We start from the raw sequence: 22,533 nt of genomic DNA, 5'->3' as shown, positions 1-22,533 counted from the left end.
TATTTAGACCTATGCGCAAATTTATAATTCTTACTTTACTGCTATGCAGCAGCTTGGGCTTTTCTCAAAACCCTAGACTGGCCGAGAATTATATAGATCAAGGTGAATACGGTAAAGCACTCAAGATTTACAATAAAATCTATAGCGAGAATAAGCGCAACGTTAATAACTTACTTAAAGTCATAGACATTAATCATCAACTGGAACAATACCAGCAGGTAGATTCCTTACTTGATGATGCGCAAAAATTACTGCGCAATAACTATGGATTAACCGTAGAACGTGGCTATAATTTGACACTGCAAGGAAAAGATTCACTGGCAAAACCTTATTATAACGAAGCGATTACTATTCTTGATTCCTTGCCTAATTTAACCTATCAAATCGCAAATAGATTTGAACGACGCAATCTACTCGATGAAGCGATAGAAGCTTATGAACGTGGCATGGCGGCAAATCCTAAGGCAAACTTCAGGTACCAGCTAGCAAACCTTTATGGGCAGCAAGGAAACGTTGAAAAAATGTTTATTCAGTACGTAGATTTAATTGAAGAAAATGTTGCTTATCGTGGTCGTGCACAGGCTATTTTTACAAGATATGTCACAGATGACCCAGATAATGAGGGAAATAAATTATTGAGGAAAACGCTGCTATTACGCTTGCGCGAAAACCAAAATCCCATCTACAATCAGCTCTTAAGCTGGCTTTTCATTCAGCAAAAAGATTTTAAGAAAGCTTTTATTCAAGAAAAAGCAATCTATGTACGTACTAAAGAAAGTACCGTTGAATTACAAGAACTTGCCGTAACCGCTATCGAGGAAAAAGATGTAGATGCTGCCAAAGAAATTCTGGAATACCTAGTCCAAGAATCTCAGGTAATTTCTACACGATATGTAGCACAGAGTTTACTCGCAAAAATAGATGCCGATAAAGCCACCGCAACAGAATTTCCAACCGTAAAAGCACAGTATGAAGAATTACTTACTACTTATGGTAGAGATGGAGAAACTTTTATGCTGCAGCTAGATTATGCAAACTTTCTCGCTTTTAAAGCCGGCGAACCAGATACTGCTGTGACTTTATTAAGCGATTTAGAAAATAAAAGACTCAGCAAGTTTCAAAAAGCCGAAGTGAAAATGCTTCTCGCAGACATTCTCGTGCTTCAAGAACAATTTAATCGCGCACTTATTCTTTATAGTCAAGTGCAAACTGATTTACCCAATGATGAATTAGCTCAAGAGGCTCAGTTTAGAGTCGCTAGAACTAGTTATTATCAAGGTGATTTCCCATGGAGTTTAACCCAATTAAAAGTGTTGAGAAGCGCTACTTCTAAGTTAATCGCAAACGATGCTATGGAACTAAGTCTTACTATAAGCGATCACAGCCTGGAAGACACCACGTTTGTAGCATTAAAAGCATATTCCTATGCAGATTTAAAACAATATCAAAACAGACGTCAAGAAGCAATTGCACTTTACGACAAATTGTTACAAAACCACAAAGGCGACCCAATTGAAGATGAAGCTTTATTAAAACAAGCGCAACTCTACGAACTTGAGTCGAACTTTGAGGCGGCAAAAAGCAACTATCAAACTATCATCGATAACTTTGCAGACGGTATTCTGGCAGACGATGCTTATTATTACTTAGGACTGCTTTTTGAAGAAAAATTTAACGATAATAATAAAGCTCAAGCACATTTTGAACGCATTATTTATGACTATGCAGACAGCATACACTTTGTAGATGCTCGCAGGAGATTCCGTCGTTTGAGAGGTGATGAAAATGTAAAAGCTTTTTAAAAATCATTTATGGTAATATATAATGTGACTTGTAATATGTCAAGTCATCTTGAAGAAGAATGGCTAGATTGGATACGCGAGCACATCGCTCAAGTATTAGGAACAGGACTTTTTAAAGACGCAAAATTGACTCGAGTACTTGTAGAAGAACAAGATGGAGACAGTACTTTTTCTATTCAGTACAAAGCGATAAGTCGTGAGGCTTTAGAAATCTATTACTCAAAACACGCCGAAGCATTACGCAAAGAAGGTTTGGAGAAATGGGGAAACAATGTTCTCGCATTCCGCACAGAGCTAGATGTACTTGATGAATATACGGTACATACTAATTTGAATTAATTCAGTTGACAGTCGCGGTTTTCAGTCGCAGTCGCAGTTTTCAGTACTGTTGGAAAGTAGTAAGGTCATTTTAAATATATTTGAGATTTCTCTAAATAATTGAAGCATGGATTTTGAAAGTTTACTAGCATATAAAAAAGCTTTTGAAAACGCTATGCTTATTCAAGAAGTTTCAAAGTCATTTCCTAAAGAAGAAACATATTCATTAACTGACCAAATAAGGCGTTCCTCAAGAAGCGTTGCAGCAAATATTGCCGAAGCTTATAGAAAAAGAAGATATCCTAGACATTTCATAAGCAAACTAACAGATTCTGATGCAGAAAACAGTGAAACTGCGGTATGGCTCAATTTTGCTCTAGCCTGCGAATACATTCCCAATCAAGACTATAAGGCTATTTACAACCAAACGCAGGAAATTGGGAAGCTTATTAACTACATGATAAATAATCCAGATAAGTTCGGCTCAAACAAGCAATAAGTTCTACCTTTATTGATCTTAGTTTTGACTGCGACTGCGACTGAGACTGCGACTGCGACTGCGACTGAGACTGAGACTGAGACTGAGACTGAGACTGAGACTGTAAACTAAATAAATTGGCAAAACACAACAAACATAGAACTCCATACAAAGTAGGCGATAAAGGTGTTACCGCAAAAAAACATCTAGGACAGCATTTCCTTAAAGATGAAACGGTCGCATTGCGCATTGCAGATGTGTTGAGCTATGAAGGTTATGACCAAATTCTAGAAATAGGACCTGGAACTGGTGTGCTGACTAAACATGTGATCCGTAAAAACATGAAGGTGACAGCGCTGGAACTGGACAGTGAATCTGTAGTGTATTTGAAACATAGTTTTCCTATTGAACATGTAAAGATTGTCAATGAAAAAAGCTTCCAAGTCATAGAAGCAGATTTCTTGAAGAAAGACTTGAAAGAGATTTATGGCGAGCAGTCGTTTGCCATTATAGGGAACTTCCCGTATAACATCAGTACGCAAATTGTTTTTAAAACGATAGAAAACCGTGAGCAAATTCCTGAATTTGGCGGTATGTTTCAAAAAGAAGTTGCCCAGCGTATTTGCGCACCGCACGGTTCAAAAACCTACGGAATCTTATCAGTTCTTGCACAAGCTTATTATGAAGCAGACTATGTATTTACCGTAGGACCAGAAGTATTTGATCCACCACCACGAGTAGATAGTGGTGTACTCTTTTTAAAACGTAGAGATAACTATGACAATCTTACTTGCTCCTACTCCATTTTAAGACAGGTTGTAAAACTCGCCTTTCAACAACGTCGCAAAACCTTGAGAAACTCTTTAAAAACGATGAATTTACCTGATGAAATGCGTGAAAAAGAAATTTTTAGCCTGCGCCCAGAACAGATAAGTGTGGATATGTTTGTGGAGCTGGCTACGGAGATTGAGAAGTTGTAGCATTCAAGTTGAAATTCAAGTTCGGTTTCAATTCCTATTACCTTTATATTTGCACTAAGTCCATTCTATCATGCAGTTTAATATTACCAAAGATTTTCTAGAAGAAATACGCACGCTCATTGAAAGCGATAATAGTGCGCAGCTAGAACACATTCTAGAAGAACTACACTTTGCTGATATTGCAGAGATTATAGACGAGCTCAATCTCGAGCAAGCCGTTTACATCGTTAAGCTTCTCGATTCTGAAACTACCAGTGAAGCTCTTATGGAACTCGATGAGGACCAGCGAGATCGCGTTCTTAACGCACTTTCTCCTAAGGAAATCGCAGACGAGCTCGAGGAAATGGACACTGATGATGCTGCAGATATTCTAAACGATCTACCAGATAACATTGCCAAAGAGGTGATCTCTGAAATGGAAGATGAACAGCATCTTGAAGATATCGTGGACCTACTGCGTTATGAGGAAAACAGCGCTGGTGGACTCATGGCAAAAGAGCTCGTGAAAGTGAACGAGAACTGGACCGTTACTGGTTGTGTAAGTGAAATGCGCGCTCAAGCAGAAAACGTGACTCGTGTACACTCCATTTATGTCGTTGATAATAATGATAAATTAAAAGGTCGTTTATCACTCAAAGATTTACTGACAAGCGCAGAGACTACTCCTATAAAAGACGTTTGTAAGCCCAAAGTAGATTCTGTAAGCGTGAATACTTCTGGAGAAGAAGTAGCTCGTATCATGCGTAAGTATGACCTTGAGGCTATTCCCGTAGTGGACGAACTCGATCGATTAGTAGGTCGTGTGACCATAGACGATATTGTAGATTTTATAACTGAAGAGGCAGAGAAAGATTACCAGCTCGCTAGTGGTATTTCACAAGACGTAGAGGCAAATGACAGCATCTGGGACCTGACTAAAGCACGATTACCTTGGCTCGTTCTAGGACTGGTAGGTGGAATAGGTGCCGCAGCGATTATGGGTGGATTTGAACACCTCATTAAAGAATATGCTGTACTGTTTTTATTCACGCCGCTTATTGCCGCTATGGCTGGTAATGTAGGTGTGCAGTCCAGTGCGATCATCGTTCAAGGTATTGCAAATGATGACTTGAAAGGATCCATAGGAAATCGATTGATAAAAGAAGTGCTGCTCGCCATGCTTAACGGTGTCATACTCGCCATTCTTTTATTTGCTTATACGTTCTTTGCCGAAGGTGAGTTTTTGACCTCACTCGCCATTTCAGTATCCTTATTTGCCGTTATTATTGTGGCTGGTCTAGTTGGTACTTTTGTACCGCTGGCATTGCATAAAAGAGGCATCGATCCAGCACTGGCTACTGGACCGTTTATTACTACGAGTAATGATATTTTTGGTATCTTGATCTACTTCTTAATTGCAAAGGCGATTATAGGAATATAGCACTCGGGTATTATTTATCTTGCTTTCGCGAAAGCGTAAAAAACCATCTCACTACATGAAAACGGCCAGCGTTAAAGAACTCAAAGACGAACTTAAATATAAGGACGAGAAAGAGCTCATGGAAATCGTTTTGCGATTGTCTCGTTTCAAAAAAGAGAATAAAGAACTACTCACTTACTTGCTTTTTGAAGCACATCACGAGGACGATTATGTGGACTCTGTTAAAGCGCATATCGACGAGCAATTTCTTGCCGTGAACACACGCAATATTTACTACGCAAAAAAAGGAATCAGAAAAATTCTTAAAGAGGCTAAAAAATATATACGCTATTCTGGCAGTAAAGAAACTGAGGTGTCTGTATTAATTCATTTTTGCAGGCTGTTACAGAATTTCCAGCCCTACTACTCACAGAGTAAAGTCCTGAGAGATATTTGTGCTCGCCAGATTGTTCTTATCAAAGTTCGTATAAGCACCTTACATGAAGACCTTCAATATGATTTTGAGCAGGAACTGAACATGATTGATTATTGACGAACTTGAATTTCCGCACCTGATGCGGAATCTGTTATTATTATCAGAAATCCCTTTAACATCGAACTTCGAGAGCCTCAGTCCTCATCAAATTGATTTTAATTCAAGTTGAGCTGTGGACTTTAAAAAGATGTATTTTTAAATCATGAAAGTATTGCACATAGATTCTAACCACGACATTCTTGCAGAGATGCTCGAACAGGCTGGTTTTACAAATCATCACGATTATACATCTCCTAAAGAAGACATCTTAAAAGTCATAGACGATTATGATGGACTTATAGTGCGCAGTAGATTTCCTATAGATGCATTGTTCTTAAAAACTGCCAAAAAATTAAAGTTTATAGGTCGTGTAGGTGCAGGACTGGAAAATATAGATCTAGCTGTTGCACAGGAATTGAACATATCATGTTATAACGCGCCCGAAGGAAATCGCAATGCTGTAGGTGAGCACGCGCTAGGAATGTTATTATCACTCTTTAACCACATGAACCGTGCAGACCAGCAAGTGCGCAAAGGAATCTGGTTGCGAGAGGAAAATCGTGGTCTGGAACTGGAAAGAAAGACGGTAGGCTTGATAGGTTATGGAAACATGGGAAAATCATTTGCTAGAAAATTATCTGGATTTGATTGTACAGTCATTTTTCATGATTTAAAAGACGGAATAGGTGATGAGAATGCTTCTCAAGTTTCTTTAAGCCAGCTCCAAGAACGCAGTGATGTATTAAGTTTACACACACCACAAACGCCATTAACCACAAATATGGTGAATACTGATTTCATTACTAGTTTTCATAAACCGTTTTACCTCATCAATACCGCTCGAGGAAAATCAGTCGTTACGGCTGACTTAGTTCAAGCACTTGAGTCAGGAAAAATATTAGGTGCTGGACTAGATGTTCTAGAATATGAAAAAAGCTCGTTTACATCTCTTTTTGAAAATCACATGCCGAGTGCTTTTAAAAAATTACTTGAAATGGATAACGTTCTATTAAGTCCACACGTGGCAGGATGGACCGTAGAATCTAAATTCAAACTCGCGCAAGTTATCGCAAATAAAATCATTAAAAACCATAAATCATGAAAGCAAAAGTCACCGGAATAGGCGGAATATTTTTTACATGCAAAGATGTTGCTGCGACTAAAGCGTGGTATGAAAAACATTTAGGATTACCAGTTGATGATTATGGATGTACGTTTTGGAATGGTCCTACAGAGGTGAAATCGAGCCAGCAATGGAGTGCTTTTAAAAATGACACGACCTATCTAGATCCCAAGAATCAAGAATTTATGATTAATTATAAAGTAAATGATTTAGTCCGTTTACTAGAACAATTAAAACAAGCTGGTGTTGAGATGGCTGGAGAAATGCAAGAATTTGATTACGGTAAATTTGGGTGGATCATAGATATAGATGGCCGTAAGGTCGAATTATGGGAACCAGCAAATGAGCACTTATTTGAAAAATAGTTTAAATTAGACCTATTAACTTAAAACCAACCACCATGAGTAACGAAGGATTTGATAGTGCAAAAGAAGGTTTTGACAGCGCAAAAAAAGCTGCTGGAGAAAACTTTGATAAGGCAAAAGAAGCAGCAAGCGAAACTTTTGAAAACGTGAAAGAAAGTGCGAGCGAAACTTTTGAAGATGCAAAAGAGGCAGCCACAGGTGCCGCAAATGATTTTAAAAAAGAGTTTGACAAATTCTCTGGAGATAAAGGCAACAAAAGAATCATTGCAGGAGTGATGGGAATCTTTTTTGGCTGGTTAGGAATTCACAAATTCATTCTAGGCTACACTCAAGAAGGTATTATTCAATTAGTAGTAGGCGTACTTACTTGTGGTACGACTGGTATTATTGGAATTATTGAAGGTATTATTTACCTTACTAAAAGTGAAGAAGAGTTTTATCAAACCTACCAAGTCAACAAGAAACCTTGGTTCTAGAAATCGATTAAACTTGATTTAAGACTTCATAGAATTAGTAAATAATTCTATGAGTAGTATGAATACAAAGCTGCAACTACCCTAAGTAATATTAAGGATAATTGCAGCTTTTATTTTAAAGTGATTTATCATGGAGACGCATTCGCAAGAGCGGAAAAGGAATTAAAAATTAAATCTCTAGATTAGTTTCAATAAATACATGTATTACTTCTCGGCATGCTTATAGTCTAACGGTAACATACCACCAACTTTCAAGCTTGCTAGAAATCCATTGAATTTAATCGATCGTCCAGTGTGGTTATTCCCATATTCATCAATGATGATTGCATCACCAGTTAGGTAGATATCTGATCTATTTTTATGTGCATCAATGATTGGATATTTTTCATTTCTAAAATTCACTATAGAAAAATCTTTCAGTTGCCTTACTCGCACATGATCCTTAATTTTTACAGGAAATTTATTGTAATAAAGGCTATAACCGCTCTCTTTTAACTTATTTTGAGCAAGAATTCTGAAGAATCTCAATTCGCTAACCTCGTATAATGCAGCTCTTCTTTTCTTATATTTTTTGAGCTTGGATTCCTTATCACTTAATTCTTGAAAAAAGGAAGAGCCTAGATAATAGGCTTCCTTTAAGTGATAGCTTTCCTGAGTTTCTGCATTATTAGGTAGAATTATGCCAGGACCAGCTTTTAAAATTTGTTTTTCAAATTCCAATTCAAAATCTAAAAGATCATACGTAATTAAATAGCCCAGGTATTTATTCTTAATTTGAATAGGTACTTTGCATTTTGCAGTGAGTAGTCCTGTAGATGGGTTAAAACGTAATCTTACCTGATCAAGATTTAATATTTTACAATCACTAGAAAATCTAGAAGTACCTAGAAAATACTCTTTAAAGTACCGCTCTTTCTTTTTTCTAGACCATGGGTCAGGATTAATGATTACTGGATCGAGTTCGTCTGCCTTTTGAATGAGTTTAATGATACTCAAATCAGCTTCCTGTGGATTTTTAAATCGTAAAGTTTGATAACCCAACATTCTTATCACCAGCGCTGAGTTTACATTATCTGGATAGTTGAATTTAAATACACCATCTAGATCTGTAATCACACCTTGAGAAGTTCCATCTATATAGACAGATGCTCCGCTAATAGGTTCTTGGGTTTTGGAGTCTAGAACTTTACCTTGAAGTTCTTGAGCAAAACTGACAGAGCAAAAAAAGAGAATTACACTAAATAGATAGAATGACTTCATTACTACTCTTCACTGTCATCTTTATCTCTGAAGTACTTTGCCTCCATCTCTGCCTGGAACTCTTCCATTACAGGCTTTACAGTGCTTTCTGGCAGATCTGCGATACGTATGTACATTAATCCATCAATCGCGTTATTAAATAAAGGATCGACATTAAATGCAATTACTTTTGCATTTTGCTTAACGTATTTCTTAATAAGCACTGGTAATCGCAGCTCATTAGGTTCTAGCTCATCAATAAGACGATCAAATTTTACTAAATCAGCCTTAGATTCATCAAAGATGAAATCCTTATCTGCGTCGGCTAGTTTTACTTTGAATTCTTTTTTAGGAGTAATGTACTGTGCTATATAAGGATCGTAATAATTACTTCTCATAAATTCTATCATCAAAGATTTTGAGAAATTAGAAAACTTGTTACTTATACTTACTCCACCTATAAGGTATTTATGTTCTGGGAAACGCAGCGTACAGTGTACGATTCCTTTCCATAAAAGGAATAATGGCATAGGCTTCATTTGATACTCAGGAATAATAAATGCACGTCCCATTTCTATGGATTCATTCATCATTTTATAGAGCTCTGGTTCAAACTTGAAAAGTTCATTTAGGTAGAACCCTTCTATTCCATGTGCTGCATAGATTTCACTTCCCATTCCCATGCGATAAGCTCCGGCAACTTTTTTTGCCTCGTTATCCCATAAAAACATTTGATGATAATAGTTATCATAGTGATCTAGGTCAATTGCTTTATTAGTTCCTTCACCTATTTTCCTAAAGGTGATTTCACGCAATCTTCCTATTTCAGTCATTACATGAGGCATTTCTTCACTTTTTGCAAGAAACACTTCATAGTTTTTAGATATTAATAATCGCTTATCATTTGAGCGTAATTGATCCACCTCTTTGATCATCTTTTGAGGATCACCAGGATTTACAATCTTTTTAGGCGATTTAGGTAATTTTATATTTTTAGGAATATCAGTAAGCTTAGTCGCTTCCTTATCATATGCCTTAGATAACATATAGGTTTTCTTTCTTAAGAACTCTGTGAAATCGCCTAAATCATTGTGCTCTTTTTGATCTTTAACAGAGATGGCGTTACCTATACGCACTTTAATGACTCTTCTTTTTTGAGTTAGTAATTCAGACGGTAGTTTTGCCGTTCTGAACGTGTCAGAGATTTTTGCTAATCTGTAAAAAAGACTGCTATTCTTTGCATGAAAGTAGATAGGAATCACAGGAACCTCAGCGCGTTGAACTAATTTCATAGCACTTTCTTCCCATGGTTTATCCACTACGAGTTTTCCGTCCTTATAAGTGGAAACCTCACCTGCTGGAAAAATCCCTAACGGTAAATCTGCTTTTAAATGACGTATGGCTTGCATAAATCCAGCTGTAGATGATTTTGCATCTTTACGATCCTCAAACGGATTTACTGGCATGATGTAAGGCTTTAAAGGCTCTATACGATGCAGTAAAAAATTTGCTATAATCTTATAATCTGGTCTTTTATCCAGTAATAATTTCATGAGTAAAATACCATCTATTCCACCTAGTGGATGATTTGAGATGGTAATAAAAGCTCCAGTTTTAGGAATGCGTCGCAAGTCCTCATCTGGAATCTCAAACTCAATTTGAAGATCGTCCAGTAACGCTGTAAGAAACTCTACGTCGTTAAGATGTTTATGTCTATTGTATAATTTGTTAAGCGTCGAGATACGCAAAACCTTCATGAGCGTCCAGCCACCTAGCGTTCCTAGAAAACCATACTTATCGATATGAATCGCTTTTGCGACTTCCTTTGCTGTTACCAGACCCATTCTTTATTTTAAAATAGTAGACTTACAAATATAGCATATTTGAGCAGTGCTCGATTCTACTCAATTATAACCAGTTGCAAAGTTTCCTGAGTACGCTGTCTTAACAATACTTTTTTACCTTTTTCTATAGACTCAATCCCATTATCACTATGATGTCTTATAGTGTATAGATCAACATTTTCAATGGCTTTTACTTTATAACGCGCCTCGAGACTATTCAATAACTTATCTATATGATGATACTTATCTTCAACACACAATGTAAAACTAATAGCAGAATTCTGTATTAATCCTACTTGCATTTTACTCTCACTGAGTTGGTGAAAAATATCACTGATGTTATCCTCACCTATAAAACTAAAATCCCTTGCCGATATTTCAAGATGAACTAAATTTTTACGAACGATATAGCAAGGAATCATGGGAAAAAGAGCCTCGCCTTCTCTAATTACGGTTCCTTTTTCACGAGGATTTATAAATGATTTCACACGCAGCTCAATACCTTTACCTTGTAATGGCTGTAACGTTTTGGGATGAATAACACTAGCTCCATAAAAGGCAAGTTCTATAGCTTCTCTGTAAGATATTTGTTCTAGCAAAATTGTGTCCTCAAACACTCTAGGATCACCGTTAAGAACTCCTGGAACATCTTTCCATATAGTCACATCACTTGCATCCAGCGCATAAGCTAGGATTGCTGCGGTATAATCACTTCCTTCACGGCCTAATGTAGTTGTGAATCCGTTATCATCAGACCCTATAAAACCTTGAGTTAAAAAAAGCTTATTTGCACATTTTGATTGCACTTGTTCCACCGTTCTATTCCAATCTACGGCAGCATCTCTATACTTTTGATTTGTTTTTATGAGTTCCCTGGCATCGATCCACTCTACTGGTATCTCATGCGCATTAAAGTAAGCCGCAACTATTTTAGTTGAGAGTAATTCTCCGTGACTGACCACTTGATCATAAAGAAATGCATGATTTTTACTTTGATTGCGCAGCATTTCTCCCTTTAGAGATTCAATAATAGCTTTTAGGGTTGTTTTGAGTCCGCTTTCGCGAAAGCGTAATAACACATCCTCACCAGCTCCACTAGATTCTAAATCACTAACAATTAACAGGTGTTTTTCATACAATTCATCAATAAGATTTAAGTACGAACTGTCTTTTTCTTGATATTTGAGTATGATACTCTCTAGGGCATTGGTCGTTTTACCCATAGCAGAGATTACTATTCCCAAATTCTCAAAGCCCATGTGTTGAACAACCTTCACTACATTGCGCACACCATCTGCATCCTTAACTGATGCTCCACCAAATTTAAATATTTTCATTTTTCAAAACATAATTACAGAGCGATTCTTCATCCATTTGTGCGAGATGCCAGTCTTCTAAAATGGTTGCTCCAGTATTTTTATAAAATTCAATTGCGTTTTTATTCCAATCGAGTACGACCCATTCCACTCGCCTCACTTTTTCTTGATAGGCATACTTCATGACCCTATTATAAAGCGCTTTGCCTAATCCTACACCACGCATTTCTTGAGTGACAATTAAATCCTCGAGATGAATGGTTTTCCCTTTCCATGTTGAAAATCGAGGATAACAAAGTGCTATTCCCTCAATTTTATCATGATACAAGCCTACAAAACATTTAAAAAGTGGATGGTCTCCTGTTCCATTCACAATTAATTCTTCAACAGTGACCTGCACAGCTTCTGGCTCTTTTTCAAAAATAGCGAGTTCTTGAATAAGCTCTAATACTCTAGGATAATCTGCTTTAACAGCTTCTCTTATTTCAATCATATGTGTAAATATAATGGAGAGTTATGACAAGTTCTTAAAACTATCTTACTACATCGTTATCGTACTGCATTTAATTTTAAGATATTTGCAAAATACCTCAAACCAATTATGGCACGTAAAAATCAAACCTTAGGAGAATTCATCATAGAGAATCAGTCAGAATTTCAATATTCTAGCGGTGAACTCTCTAGACTAATTAATTCCATAAGGCTTGCCGCAAAAATGGTAAACCATGAGGTAAATAAAGCTGGACTAGTGGATATCACTGGTAGCGCAGGAGAAATAAACACTCAAGGTGAAGATCAACAAAAACTAGATGTTCTAGCAAACGATACATTTATAAGAACACTTACTAATCGTGAAATAGTTTGTGGAATCGCCAGTGAAGAAAATGATGACTTTATTACCATAAAAGGTTCAAGAGAAAATCATTCTAACAAATATGTGGTACTTATGGATCCACTTGATGGTAGTTCTAATATAGATGTAAACGTGTCTGTAGGAACTATTTTTTCAATTTATCGCAGGATTACTCCAGTAGGAACTCCAGTTCAACTTGAAGATTTTTTACAGCCAGGTAACTCTCAGGTTGCTGCTGGTTATATAATTTATGGAACTTCTACCATGCTGGTTTATACAACTGGCCATGGAGTAAATGGATTTACCTTAAATCCTGCCCTAGGAACATATTATTTATCGCATCCTGATATGAAGTTTCCAGAAGATGGAAACATCTACAGCGTGAATGAAGGAAACTATACTCATTTCCCTCAAGGCGTTAAAGATTATATTAAATATTGCCAGCAAGAAGAAGACAACAGACCATATACAAGTAGATACATAGGTAGTCTAGTGTCTGACATTCATAGAAATATGATTAAAGGTGGTATTTATATGTATCCACAAAGTTCTAAAGCACCTAATGGTAAATTGCGTTTATTATATGAATGTAATCCTATGGCTTTTATTGCAGAACAAGCTGGCGGTAAAGCTAGTGATGGGCATACTCGTATAATGGATCTAAAACCTACTGAGCTACATCAACGTGTTCCGTTCTTCTGTGGAAGTAAGAATATGGTGGCAAAGGTCGAGGAATTCATACAAAAGCACGATAAGTAATAATTTTCTAGTATTTTTACTTCTCAAATGAGAAATAAAGATGAGTAAAGTATCTAAAACCCAAACCGCTGAAAACGAAAGTGTTGATAGTAATTCAAAGATCGAGGCGATTAAAAACCTCATTTTTGGAGAGAATATACAACAGTACAATACAGAGTTTGATGATCTCAAGGCTGATTTATTAAAAAAGAAACAAGAACTTCAAAGTTTCATTGATGATACTCGCGATGAACTCAATAAGAGTATTGACAGTCTTTCCACAGACCTCAACATACGTATTACTGACTTAGAGAATAAACTTGAAGACCGTCTTGACACCATTGAAGATGAGAAGACTAGTCGAGATATGCTAGGTGAAGCTCTTATAGAATTAGGGAATAAAATAAAAGCCTAATAATACAAATCGCCATGACCGAAGATGAAAAACTGGCGTTATTAAAGACCATCTTGCTCACAGATGAGCGAGAGTATGCTGAATCCATTTCGGTTAAGATTAATATTCTTGAAGAAACTCTAAGAGAAAAACAAAAATTATCTGACAAAATTTCTCCAATCATTCGTGAAGAACTTGAAGAATTCAGTGCAAATATCCCTAGAACGTTAGGACCTACAATTACTGCAACTTTAAAAAAACAAATCGCTGAGTCAAAAGATGAAGTGGTAGAAGCATTATATCCCATTCTAGGGAAAATGATTAAAAAATATATCTCTCAAGAACTTAAAGTACTTACAGAAACCGTCAATAAAAAAGCCAAAGACACACTTTCTGTAGCTGGATTAAAGCGCAAGTTAAAATCAATTTTCACAGGAGTAAGCGAGAAAGAAATGATTCTTAGTGAGCTTGCAAATGCTAAAATTGAGCAAGTCTTTGTCATTGAAAAAGGTTCTGGAATCCTCCTAGGTAAGTTTCAAATTAAAGAAACCGTAGATGAGGATATGATTAGCGGTATGTTAACTGCCATTAAAGCTTTTGTGGAAGACGCTTTTAAAGAAACTGGTCATGACTTACAATCTATAGAATATGATCTTTATGAAATTCATCTTCATAGCTTTCACAAATACTATATAGCAACCGCCGTAAGCGGTACATTTACAGAAACTCTAGAGAACGAGTTAGAGAATTTTAATCTAGAGGTTTCTGAAGAGATTAATAAAAAAGAAGTGTTAACTTCACGAGTAGAACTAGAAGAGTTACTTCTTGATAAATACTACACTCTCAAATTCAGTAATCAATAATATGGTATCAAAGAAAATAGTCATAGTTGGTCATTTTGGAGTTGGTAAAACATCCCTCATACGCCGTTTTGTAGAAGATGTTTTTTCCGAAGACTATAAAGTAACCATAGGTGTTCATATCTTAAAGAAAACCGTAGAAGTAAATGAGAAAGAAATTAACCTCATTTTATGGGATACTGAAGGTACTGATAACATAGAAGATATAAGAAAGGCTTACCTGTTAGGAACTCATGGTTTTATTTTTGTGTGTGACTTAACAAGACCTGTTACCTACAGTAATATCGAGTCTCAAACTGAGTACCTTCAAACAAACTTTAATAACGTTCCCATTTTAAGCATAGGAAATAAAAGTGATTTATTACCTAAAGGCAGTATCTCAGATAAAAAAGAAGAACTCTCTTTTCTAGACATGTTAGTGAGCGCAAAAGAAGGAAATAATGTTCAACGCCTATTTGAAAAAATAGCAAAAATGTTATTGTAATCCCATGGAAGAATTAAAGCGTAATTATAGTTCAAAAGATTTACAGTTTGTATCAATAGATAAATCTGGAACAATACTAACTACTGACCAACAACTTTTTAGCCTCAAAATCAATAATTCTATTAAAGACTTTCACCCGTTTTTTGAAAGTCTTGAAATATATTTTGACAGTAATGAAAAGCATTTTAAGCTGGAATGTGTACATATAAATGAGCGCATTTTTGACGTCGATTTTTTGATTAATACTGATGACACAGCTGTAGTCATCTTTAGAGAAGGAACAGATTTCTACAATAGAGTACAGATGATGGCTCAAAAGAGAAATGAATCTATCATTTTTCAAGAATCCCTAGAGCTCAAAAACCAATTACTTAAAGAAAAGGAAGACTTTAAGAATGTTTTTATTAGAAATTTCTCCCATGAATTGCGCAACCCTTTAACGCTAGTGAGTTCATTCTCTTCTATGCTATTAAAGACGGAGCTCAACCTAGATCAGAACATGCTCGTAGAGGCTATTAAAGACCAAAGCGACAAGCTGCGTGACATTCTCAATGACATTATTGATCTTTCAATTCTTAAAACCAGCTCACTATCTTTAGAAAACGCTCCTTTCTCTTTACCTAAGTTACTTAAGAAAATACACCTCAATTATACTACAGCAATTGCTTCTCAGGAAATAAATATTTCTTTGAAAATTGAACCTGGTGTACCACTTACATTAACAGGAGATAAGCGTAGGGTAGAACAAATCATAACTAATTTTTTAGATAACGCCTTGAGATACGGAAAAGGTGAGGAAATAGAAATTAATATCAAAGAAAATCAGCGTAGAGCAAATAAGACAAGCTTGCGCATAGAAGTCAATAACAATGAAGGAGCTATTCCAGATATGTCTAACTCCAGTAGCTTAGATGAGTATGCTTCACTTGACAAAGGTGACTTAGAAAAAACAACAGGACTAAGCTTTTCTATTGCTAGAGAACTTGCTTACCTCATGGATGGTAAAATAGCGATTAAGCAAAACGATAATGGTGGCACCTCGCAAATTGCAGATATCAAGTTAGTATTCCCGATGCACGATACTGAAATAGTCGAAGAACCTAACTCAACATCAAAAAGTAAAATCCATCTTACTGAAAAAGTACGCACCATCGTTGCAGAGGACAACAGCGTTACTCAAATGACTGCGTTAAAAGTGTTAGTAAGCTCTGGTAATTTTGACACTCGAGTCTACACAGACCCTAAACAACTTTTAGAAACTGTAGAAAAAGACGATTACGATCTTATTTTAATGTCATCTTCCATCTCTCACATGGATGCCATAGAATTAATGAGTCTTATCAACGAATTTTCAAACGATCATAATAAGAAGATTCCTATTATCGCTGTCACCACAAAAACTTTACCTGAAGAGATCGCTGCTTATCGCAAAGCAGGATTTAAGGACGTAGTAAAAAAGCCTTATACAGATGATGAGTTGTTAAACACCATTTATAAAAGGCTCAATCTTAAAAAATTCAAGTAATTCCTTACTTGCGATCTTTATTTAGTAAATATCTATAATCTTCTAGGTTTAAGTGCCCAGAAAAAATCTCTATTGAGCGTTTCACTAGATACTCAGCATCTACATCGTTAAAACCTATAGCTGTAGCATATCTTTTCAATAATTTATGCTCATTTTCATCCATAGCATGATCTGCAAATACGATTTTAAATAAATCATGCAACCATTGAATACGTTCCTCACTATCAGTAGGAGGCGTTACAGGATAAGCTGCAGGATTCTTTAAAATAGCAGCATAATCTGAGTCAGATATATCTAGCTTAGATTTTAAACGCATAATCACAATCATTTCCTCAGGAGAAATATTTTCATGAGATTGAGCTATGCTTACTATCGTAGCAAAATGACTTTTATTTCTGGCGCTTTCACCAGATTCAAATAAACTTGAGAATGACATATCTATAATTTAAAGTGCAAATATAAAAAGACCTATAATGAAACCGTAAGTTATTTAAGGTTATCTAGCATTTCTTTAACCATTTTTTGTAAGTCATAATCATGACTCCATGCCCAATCTTCTCTTGCAACACTATCATCTATAGATCCAGGCCAGCTATCTGCAATTGCTTGTCTAAAATCTGGTTCATAATTAATAGTAAATTGAGGTAAATGCTTTTGAATCTCGGCTGCGATTTCTTGTGGTGTAAAACTCATTCCAGCAAGGTTGTAAGAACTGCGCTGTTTAATATTCACAGGTATAGTTTGCATGATGGAAACGGTAGCTTTTATAGCATCTTCCATATACATCATAGGCAAGCTAGTATCTTCTTTGAGAAAACAATCGTAGTGATTATTTTTTAAAGCTTCATGGAAAATCTCAACAGCATAATCTGTAGTTCCTCCACCAGGCAGTGTTTTCCATGATATTAATCCTGGATAGCGTATCGAGCGCACATCTACTCCATATTTATTATGGTAATACTCACACCAGCGTTCACCAGTTTGTTTAGAAATTCCATAAACAGTACTAGGCTCCATTACGGTTTGTTGTGGAGTATTCTCCTTAGGCGTAGTAGGTCCAAAAACCGCGATACTCGACGGCCAGAAAATCTTATCAATCTTTCCTTCCTTAGCAATATTCAACACATGAAAAAGAGAATCCATGTTAAGATTCCATGCCTTTTTAGGATACTTCTCAGCAGTGGCACTTAACATGGCTGCCATTAAATAAATTTCAGTAATCTCGTAGTATAAACAAACGTTTTCAATAGAACTCTTATCCGTAGCATCTACAATCTCAAAAGGCCCAGATTGCATTAATTCCTCGCTGCCTTCTCTTATATCACCAGCAATGACATTATCATTTCCATATATTTCACGCAGTCGCATCGTTAATTCCGTTCCTATTTGCCCGCAAGCACCTATTATCAAGATTTTAGTAGCCATATGTTGTTTTAAGGTTGGTAAATATAGTCACTCTATTTTCTGTAATTCTTAATATTTAGTGGTAAAATTTAACAAATTGAGAATCTCGCTTTCGCGAAAGCGTAAAATCAACAATTATGTTAATTAATTTAATAAATGATATAAATGATTAACTAAAAATTAGTTATAAATAATTTTTAAGATAATATAATCGACATACATTTGTCACAACTTAAAAACGAAAACTATGAAAAAGATAATAATTACCGCAATGTTTGCAACAGTCGCATTAACTTCTTGTAATGAAAAACAAGAAAAGGAAATGGAGAAAGCTATGGAAGATACTGAGCAAATGGCTCAAGACGCAGCAAACGACGTTGAAGAAACTACAGAAGAAGTAGCCTCTTATACTAAAGAGAAAGTTACTACAATGGCAAACGATTTTGAAAGTAATGTAGAAGTAAAAGACAATAAAATTGTTGCTATTAAAGGTTACGACTCTTATGCTATGTTTAGACAAGACGTTATGGCTTTACCTTCCATGAAAGAAGCAGACCTAAGTAATAATAGCGAAAGCTTGAAAGCAAGTTTTAATAAATTTAAAGCTTCCATTCCTGAATATTTAAGAATTGATGATGTTCAAGATGCTATAGAAGACGTCGAGAAGGAATTAAATGAGTACGAATCTGAACTTACTGGTGAAAAAGCTTCTATGAAGAATAATAAAGAGAACATGGAAGAACTTCAAGAAGCATTTGATGATCTAGAAGAAGAAATCATTGAAGCTCGTAAAAAGTATGTAGATAATAAAGAAGATGCCATGGAAGAATACATGGAAGAAATTAATAGTAATAGAAAGCAAAGTACTACTCAAAAGTACTTAGATGCAACTGAGGAGTATAATGAAGAAATGAAAGATAAATAATCATCTATCATCTCTTTAATTTAGAAAGTGCCGTGAGAAATCACGGCACTTTTTTTTTACCTACTTTATAATCATCTTTGTACTTCAACGTTTACTACTCATGCGATTTATACTTTTATTATTTTTAATAGTTTCTTGTGGTGAGAAAAATGCTCCCATTGAGTCCAATAATACAGAAAGTGAAATTGCATTTGATCCAGCCGTTTCTCAAATGGAGTTGATAGGAGATGCGGCGCGATTCAACACCACTTGGGTTGCTTACCAAAAATTCATTACTGAATTAGAAAACTTTGATCACTCAACTGCAGCAGCAGAACGTCTTATACTTGCCGTAGATGACATGGATGTAAGCCTTCCCGAAGAACTCAACAAACAACCCGTGAGATCACGATTAAAAGTACTTGAAACTCGGGTAAAATCATATCACGCCTTACTGACTCATAATAGCTATGAAGTATCAACGCAACAAGATCGTTACGACCAGCTTATTACTGCACTGGATGGATTAAAAATCCAAATGATGGAGGTTTTTCTCTTAAAAAAGGCCGAAGAAAGTATTCTGGAAAATCTAGAAGATAATTTAAATGATCTTGAGGAAAATAATGATGCACTAGAAGGTATCTAGTGTAATAAAATTCTCTTAATCCCAAGGCAATTCTCCTGCTCAGTGCTTAATTTTAAGCAATGAGCAAACCACTACTTCAATTTACTAATAAAGGAATTTACTGCGACGCCGCTGGAGTATATCTCGATCCATGGCAGCCCGTGGAAAAAGCGCTTATCACACACGGCCATGCAGACCATTCCCGCTGGGGACACAAAAATTACATCACTCATCACGATAATGTACCTATCATATCACATCGATTAGGTGATATTAATGTTTCTGGAATCGCTCACGGCGAAAACCTGCTCATCAACAACGTGAAATTCTCATTTCATCCTGCTGGACATATCCCAGGTTCCAGCCAGATACGTGTAGAACACAAAGATGAAGTTTGGGTATTTACAGGAGATTATAAAACGGAAGATGATGGAATCTCTACTCCATATCAACCCGTGAAATGTAATACGTTTATCACAGAATGTACTTTTGGTTTACCAGCTTTTAAGTGGCAAGCACAATCACAAGTCATGGATGACGTAAATAACTGGTGCACACAAAATCATGCCGATGGTAAAACCTCGGTACTTTTTGCTTACTCCTTAGGTAAAGCGCAACGGTTGATCAAGCATCTCGATACTTCACAAATGAAAATCTATTGCCATGGTGCGGTCTATAAAATGACTGAAGTACTACGAGAACTCATCGATTTTCCGCCGACTTATTTAATAACTAAAGAAACTACTAAGGAAGAACTTGTAGGTAATATAGTAGTAGCGCCACCTAGTGCACACGGTAGTCCATGGATGCGTAAAATGGTTCCTTATGTCACAGCTAGTGCTAGTGGCTGGATGGCTTTCCGTGGAGCAAGGAGAAGACGCGCTATCGATAAAGGTTTTGTACTGTCAGACCACTGCGATTGGGACGGCTTATTAAATAGTATAGACGCCACAGGTTGTGAAAATGTCATTACTACTCACGGTTATCAAGATATTTTTGCAAGATATTTAAGAGAAGAAAAAGGACTCAACGCTATCAGTGAGCGCACACAATATGAAGGTGAAAATCTCAATGAAAAAGAAAGTTCAAATGATGAAACCGACTCCGTAATTTCAGATTCTACTAAAGAGGTAAAATCATCAAACACAAACTTTTCATCTTCTAAAAATATGAGCAATCAGAAAGATTCTCAGCAAATCAAGGAATCCTTTTCAAGTTCAAGTACAACTTCAAGCATAGCGCCATGAAACAGTTTGCAGAACTCATAAGAATCATAGACGGTACAAATAAAACCACGCTCAAAGTTGCGGCATTAACTGAGTATTTTAAAACCGCTCCTGACGAGGATAAACTTTGGACCATTGCCATACTATCACATCGTCGCCCTAAACGACCAGTGAACACTACTCTCATGAGAGAATGGGCGACTGAAATTAGTGGCATTCCTTTATGGTTGTTTGAAGAATCCTATCACATCGTAGGTGATCTTGCAGAAACGATTGCATTAATACTTCCCACGACTAATGAATCTTCTGAGAAATCACTTTCTCAAATTATTCAAGAACTCATACAACTGCGCAAAAAAGATGATGACTACAAGAAAGAATATCTTCAAGAAAACTGGTTGAAACTTAATTACTACGAGCGATTTGTATTTAATAAAATCATGACTGGTGGTTTTAGAATAGGAGTTTCTCAAAAGTTGATGACCCGAGCATTATCTCAAGCTACAGGCATAGATAAAGACATCCTAGCTCATAAATTAATGGGAAGTTGGACAGGAGAAAACACCACTTTTCAAGAACTCGTTTATGAAGATAATGAAGTGGCCATGCGTGGTAAACCTTATCCGTTTTATCTCGCTTATGCCGTAGAAGGTAAAGTAAAAGATTTAGGTGATGTTACCCAATGGAGCGCTGAGCATAAATGGGATGGAATACGTTCACAAACTATTATACGTGCTGGTGAGATTTTTGTTTGGTCACGTGGTGAAGAACTCGTTACCGATAAATATCCTGAGTTCCAGCAATTCCTCAACGTCATACCAGACGGAACCGTCATAGATGGAGAAATTTTACCTTATAAAGATGGCCAAATTCTCAATTTCAATGATCTTCAAACTAGAATAGGTCGCAAAACAGTAGGTAAAAAATTACTGGCAGATGTTCCTGTGGTCATCGTTGCTTATGACTTACTCGAGTGGCAAGGTAAAGACATTAGAGAATTACCTTTTCAAGAACGTAGAGCTTTACTAGACCAACTCGTTGCCTCAGTTCAAACTTCAGATTCAAGTTCAAACCAAGTGCCTCTACTTCTCTCAGAAACTATGCATTTCTCCACTTGGGAAGAAGTTGCAAATGAAAGAGAACGCAGTGCCGAGCGTAAATCTGAAGGATTGATGTTGAAGAGAAAAGATAGTCCATATCTCGTAGGTCGTAAAAAAGGCGACTGGTGGAAATGGAAAGTAGATCCGTTTTCTGTAGATGCCGTACTCACTTATGCCATGCGTGGTCATGGACGCCGAGCAAATTTATATACCGATTATACCTTTGGACTTTGGCAAGATGGAGAACTCGTCACTTTTGCAAAAGCTTACTCAGGACTCACTGATGCAGAATTTAGAAAAGTAGATGCTTGGATCAAGAAAAACACCTTGGAACGTTTTGGTCCCGTGCGTTCTGTAAAACCACACCACGTTTTTGAAATAGCCTTTGAAGGTATCGCACCTAGTAAAAGACATAAATCTGGAGTAGCAACTCGATTCCCTAGAATCATAAGATGGCGTCAAGATAAACCTATTGAAGAAGCAAATACTTTAGATGATTTAAAAGCACTCATCCCATCTGATGGCGGATTTTTGTAAATTACCAT

At 36.3% G+C, this 22,533-nt stretch carries 24 protein-coding genes; 18 read left to right on the top strand and 6 right to left on the bottom strand.

The genetic code is table 11. The features are described from left to right. Positions 1-11: 11 nt before the first annotated feature. The 9 genes from ACSHWW_RS01715 (at position 12) to ACSHWW_RS01675 (ending at position 7,476) form a co-directional block, all read left to right on the top strand. A complete protein-coding gene (locus ACSHWW_RS01715) occupies positions 12-1,802 on the top strand; it encodes a tetratricopeptide repeat protein (protein WP_435680671.1) in 1,791 nt (596 codons plus the stop codon). A 9-nt stretch (positions 1,803-1,811) separates the two neighbouring features. Further along, positions 1,812-2,141 carry a DUF4286 family protein gene (locus ACSHWW_RS01710; RefSeq protein WP_435680670.1) on the top strand — a complete coding sequence of 110 codons (330 nt, stop codon included), beginning with the start codon at positions 1,812-1,814 and terminating at the stop codon, positions 2,139-2,141. A gap of 106 nt (positions 2,142-2,247) precedes the next feature. Continuing rightward, complete coding sequence (locus ACSHWW_RS01705; protein ID WP_435680669.1) at positions 2,248-2,619, top strand: four helix bundle protein; 372 nt, start codon at positions 2,248-2,250, stop codon at positions 2,617-2,619. Between the two features lie 116 nt (positions 2,620-2,735). Continuing rightward, positions 2,736-3,578, top strand: coding sequence for a 16S rRNA (adenine(1518)-N(6)/adenine(1519)-N(6))-dimethyltransferase RsmA (gene rsmA / locus ACSHWW_RS01700; RefSeq protein ID WP_435680668.1), 843 nt, complete (start codon positions 2,736-2,738; stop codon positions 3,576-3,578). Positions 3,579-3,648: 70 nt separating this feature from the next. Next, positions 3,649-4,998 carry a magnesium transporter gene (mgtE, locus tag ACSHWW_RS01695; protein ID WP_435680667.1) on the top strand — a complete coding sequence of 450 codons (1,350 nt, stop codon included), beginning with the start codon at positions 3,649-3,651 and terminating at the stop codon, positions 4,996-4,998. Between the two features lie 55 nt (positions 4,999-5,053). After that, positions 5,054-5,530 (top strand): hypothetical protein, encoded by a 477-nt coding sequence (locus tag ACSHWW_RS01690; RefSeq protein ID WP_435680666.1) that lies wholly within the window; start codon positions 5,054-5,056, stop codon positions 5,528-5,530. Between the two features lie 145 nt (positions 5,531-5,675). Next, positions 5,676-6,614 carry a 2-hydroxyacid dehydrogenase gene (locus ACSHWW_RS01685; RefSeq protein ID WP_435680665.1) on the top strand — a complete coding sequence of 313 codons (939 nt, stop codon included), beginning with the start codon at positions 5,676-5,678 and terminating at the stop codon, positions 6,612-6,614. Then, positions 6,611-7,000, top strand: a complete 390-nt coding sequence (locus ACSHWW_RS01680; protein ID WP_435680664.1) for a VOC family protein — start codon at positions 6,611-6,613, stop codon at positions 6,998-7,000. The genes ACSHWW_RS01685 and ACSHWW_RS01680 overlap by 4 nt, the downstream gene beginning before the upstream one ends. Positions 7,001-7,035: 35 nt before the next feature. Beyond that, positions 7,036-7,476: an NINE protein gene (locus ACSHWW_RS01675; protein WP_435680663.1), complete on the top strand. Its 441-nt coding sequence runs from the start codon at positions 7,036-7,038 to the stop codon at positions 7,474-7,476. Between the two features lie 204 nt (positions 7,477-7,680). On the opposite strand, the gene ACSHWW_RS01670 is transcribed toward ACSHWW_RS01675, so the two are convergent. The 4 genes from ACSHWW_RS01670 to ACSHWW_RS01655 are packed head-to-tail and all read right to left on the bottom strand — an operon-like array spanning position 7,681 to position 12,368. Further along, positions 7,681-8,736 carry a carboxypeptidase-like regulatory domain-containing protein gene (locus ACSHWW_RS01670; protein ID WP_435680662.1) on the bottom strand — a complete coding sequence of 352 codons (1,056 nt, stop codon included), beginning with the start codon at positions 8,734-8,736 and terminating at the stop codon, positions 7,681-7,683. A gap of 2 nt (positions 8,737-8,738) precedes the next feature. Beyond that, positions 8,739-10,559 carry a GNAT family N-acyltransferase gene (locus ACSHWW_RS01665; protein ID WP_435680661.1) on the bottom strand — a complete coding sequence of 607 codons (1,821 nt, stop codon included), beginning with the start codon at positions 10,557-10,559 and terminating at the stop codon, positions 8,739-8,741. Between the two features lie 56 nt (positions 10,560-10,615). Further along, a complete protein-coding gene (locus ACSHWW_RS01660) occupies positions 10,616-11,896 on the bottom strand; it encodes an aspartate kinase (protein WP_435680660.1) in 1,281 nt (426 codons plus the stop codon). Then, positions 11,883-12,368: an N-acetyltransferase family protein gene (locus tag ACSHWW_RS01655; protein WP_435680659.1), complete on the bottom strand. Its 486-nt coding sequence runs from the start codon at positions 12,366-12,368 to the stop codon at positions 11,883-11,885. The genes ACSHWW_RS01660 and ACSHWW_RS01655 overlap by 14 nt, the downstream gene beginning before the upstream one ends. A 108-nt stretch (positions 12,369-12,476) precedes the next feature. Between ACSHWW_RS01655 and fbp the strand changes: the two genes are divergently transcribed. From fbp to ACSHWW_RS01630, 5 genes are read left to right on the top strand one after another with little or no spacing between them, the layout of a single operon-like run. Then, positions 12,477-13,487 carry a class 1 fructose-bisphosphatase gene (gene fbp, locus ACSHWW_RS01650; RefSeq protein WP_435680658.1) on the top strand — a complete coding sequence of 337 codons (1,011 nt, stop codon included), beginning with the start codon at positions 12,477-12,479 and terminating at the stop codon, positions 13,485-13,487. A 40-nt stretch (positions 13,488-13,527) separates the two neighbouring features. Beyond that, positions 13,528-13,881: a fructose 1,6-bisphosphatase gene (locus ACSHWW_RS01645; protein WP_435680657.1), complete on the top strand. Its 354-nt coding sequence runs from the start codon at positions 13,528-13,530 to the stop codon at positions 13,879-13,881. Positions 13,882-13,895: 14 nt separating this feature from the next. Next, the gene (locus tag ACSHWW_RS01640; protein WP_435680656.1) at positions 13,896-14,723 is read left to right on the top strand and encodes a cell envelope biogenesis protein OmpA; all 828 of its coding nucleotides are present in this window, start codon (positions 13,896-13,898) and stop codon (positions 14,721-14,723) included. A 1-nt stretch (position 14,724) separates the two neighbouring features. Then, on the top strand, positions 14,725-15,204 hold the full coding sequence (locus tag ACSHWW_RS01635) for a Rab family GTPase (protein ID WP_435680655.1): 480 nt from the start codon (positions 14,725-14,727) through the stop codon (positions 15,202-15,204). Positions 15,205-15,208: 4 nt separating this feature from the next. Next, positions 15,209-16,729 carry a hybrid sensor histidine kinase/response regulator gene (locus ACSHWW_RS01630; protein ID WP_435680654.1) on the top strand — a complete coding sequence of 507 codons (1,521 nt, stop codon included), beginning with the start codon at positions 15,209-15,211 and terminating at the stop codon, positions 16,727-16,729. Positions 16,730-16,733: 4 nt separating this feature from the next. Here ACSHWW_RS01630 and ACSHWW_RS01625 read toward each other — a convergent pair whose 3' ends face one another. Next, positions 16,734-17,165 (bottom strand): TerB family tellurite resistance protein, encoded by a 432-nt coding sequence (locus tag ACSHWW_RS01625; protein WP_435680653.1) that lies wholly within the window; start codon positions 17,163-17,165, stop codon positions 16,734-16,736. Between the two features lie 50 nt (positions 17,166-17,215). Next, a complete protein-coding gene (locus ACSHWW_RS01620) occupies positions 17,216-18,154 on the bottom strand; it encodes an NAD-dependent epimerase/dehydratase family protein (protein ID WP_435680652.1) in 939 nt (312 codons plus the stop codon). 226 nt (positions 18,155-18,380) lie between these two features. Between ACSHWW_RS01620 and ACSHWW_RS01615 the strand changes: the two genes are divergently transcribed. From ACSHWW_RS01615 to ACSHWW_RS01600, 4 genes are all read left to right on the top strand, one after another. Continuing rightward, complete coding sequence (locus ACSHWW_RS01615; RefSeq protein ID WP_435680651.1) at positions 18,381-19,058, top strand: hypothetical protein; 678 nt, start codon at positions 18,381-18,383, stop codon at positions 19,056-19,058. Between the two features lie 100 nt (positions 19,059-19,158). Next, positions 19,159-19,683, top strand: coding sequence for a hypothetical protein (locus tag ACSHWW_RS01610; protein ID WP_435680650.1), 525 nt, complete (start codon positions 19,159-19,161; stop codon positions 19,681-19,683). A gap of 59 nt (positions 19,684-19,742) precedes the next feature. After that, positions 19,743-20,909, top strand: coding sequence for a ligase-associated DNA damage response exonuclease (locus ACSHWW_RS01605; protein ID WP_435680649.1), 1,167 nt, complete (start codon positions 19,743-19,745; stop codon positions 20,907-20,909). Further along, positions 20,906-22,525: an ATP-dependent DNA ligase gene (locus tag ACSHWW_RS01600; protein WP_435680648.1), complete on the top strand. Its 1,620-nt coding sequence runs from the start codon at positions 20,906-20,908 to the stop codon at positions 22,523-22,525. Before ACSHWW_RS01605 ends, ACSHWW_RS01600 begins: the two co-directional genes overlap by 4 nt. Positions 22,526-22,533 lie beyond the last annotated feature (8 nt).

This window comes from Nonlabens sp. (genome assembly GCF_051251825.1).
In the GTDB taxonomy this organism is placed as follows: Bacteria; Bacteroidota; Bacteroidia; order Flavobacteriales; family Flavobacteriaceae; genus Nonlabens.
Note: the sequence above shows the minus strand (reverse complement) of the source record. Positions and strands in the feature narration are given on the sequence as shown.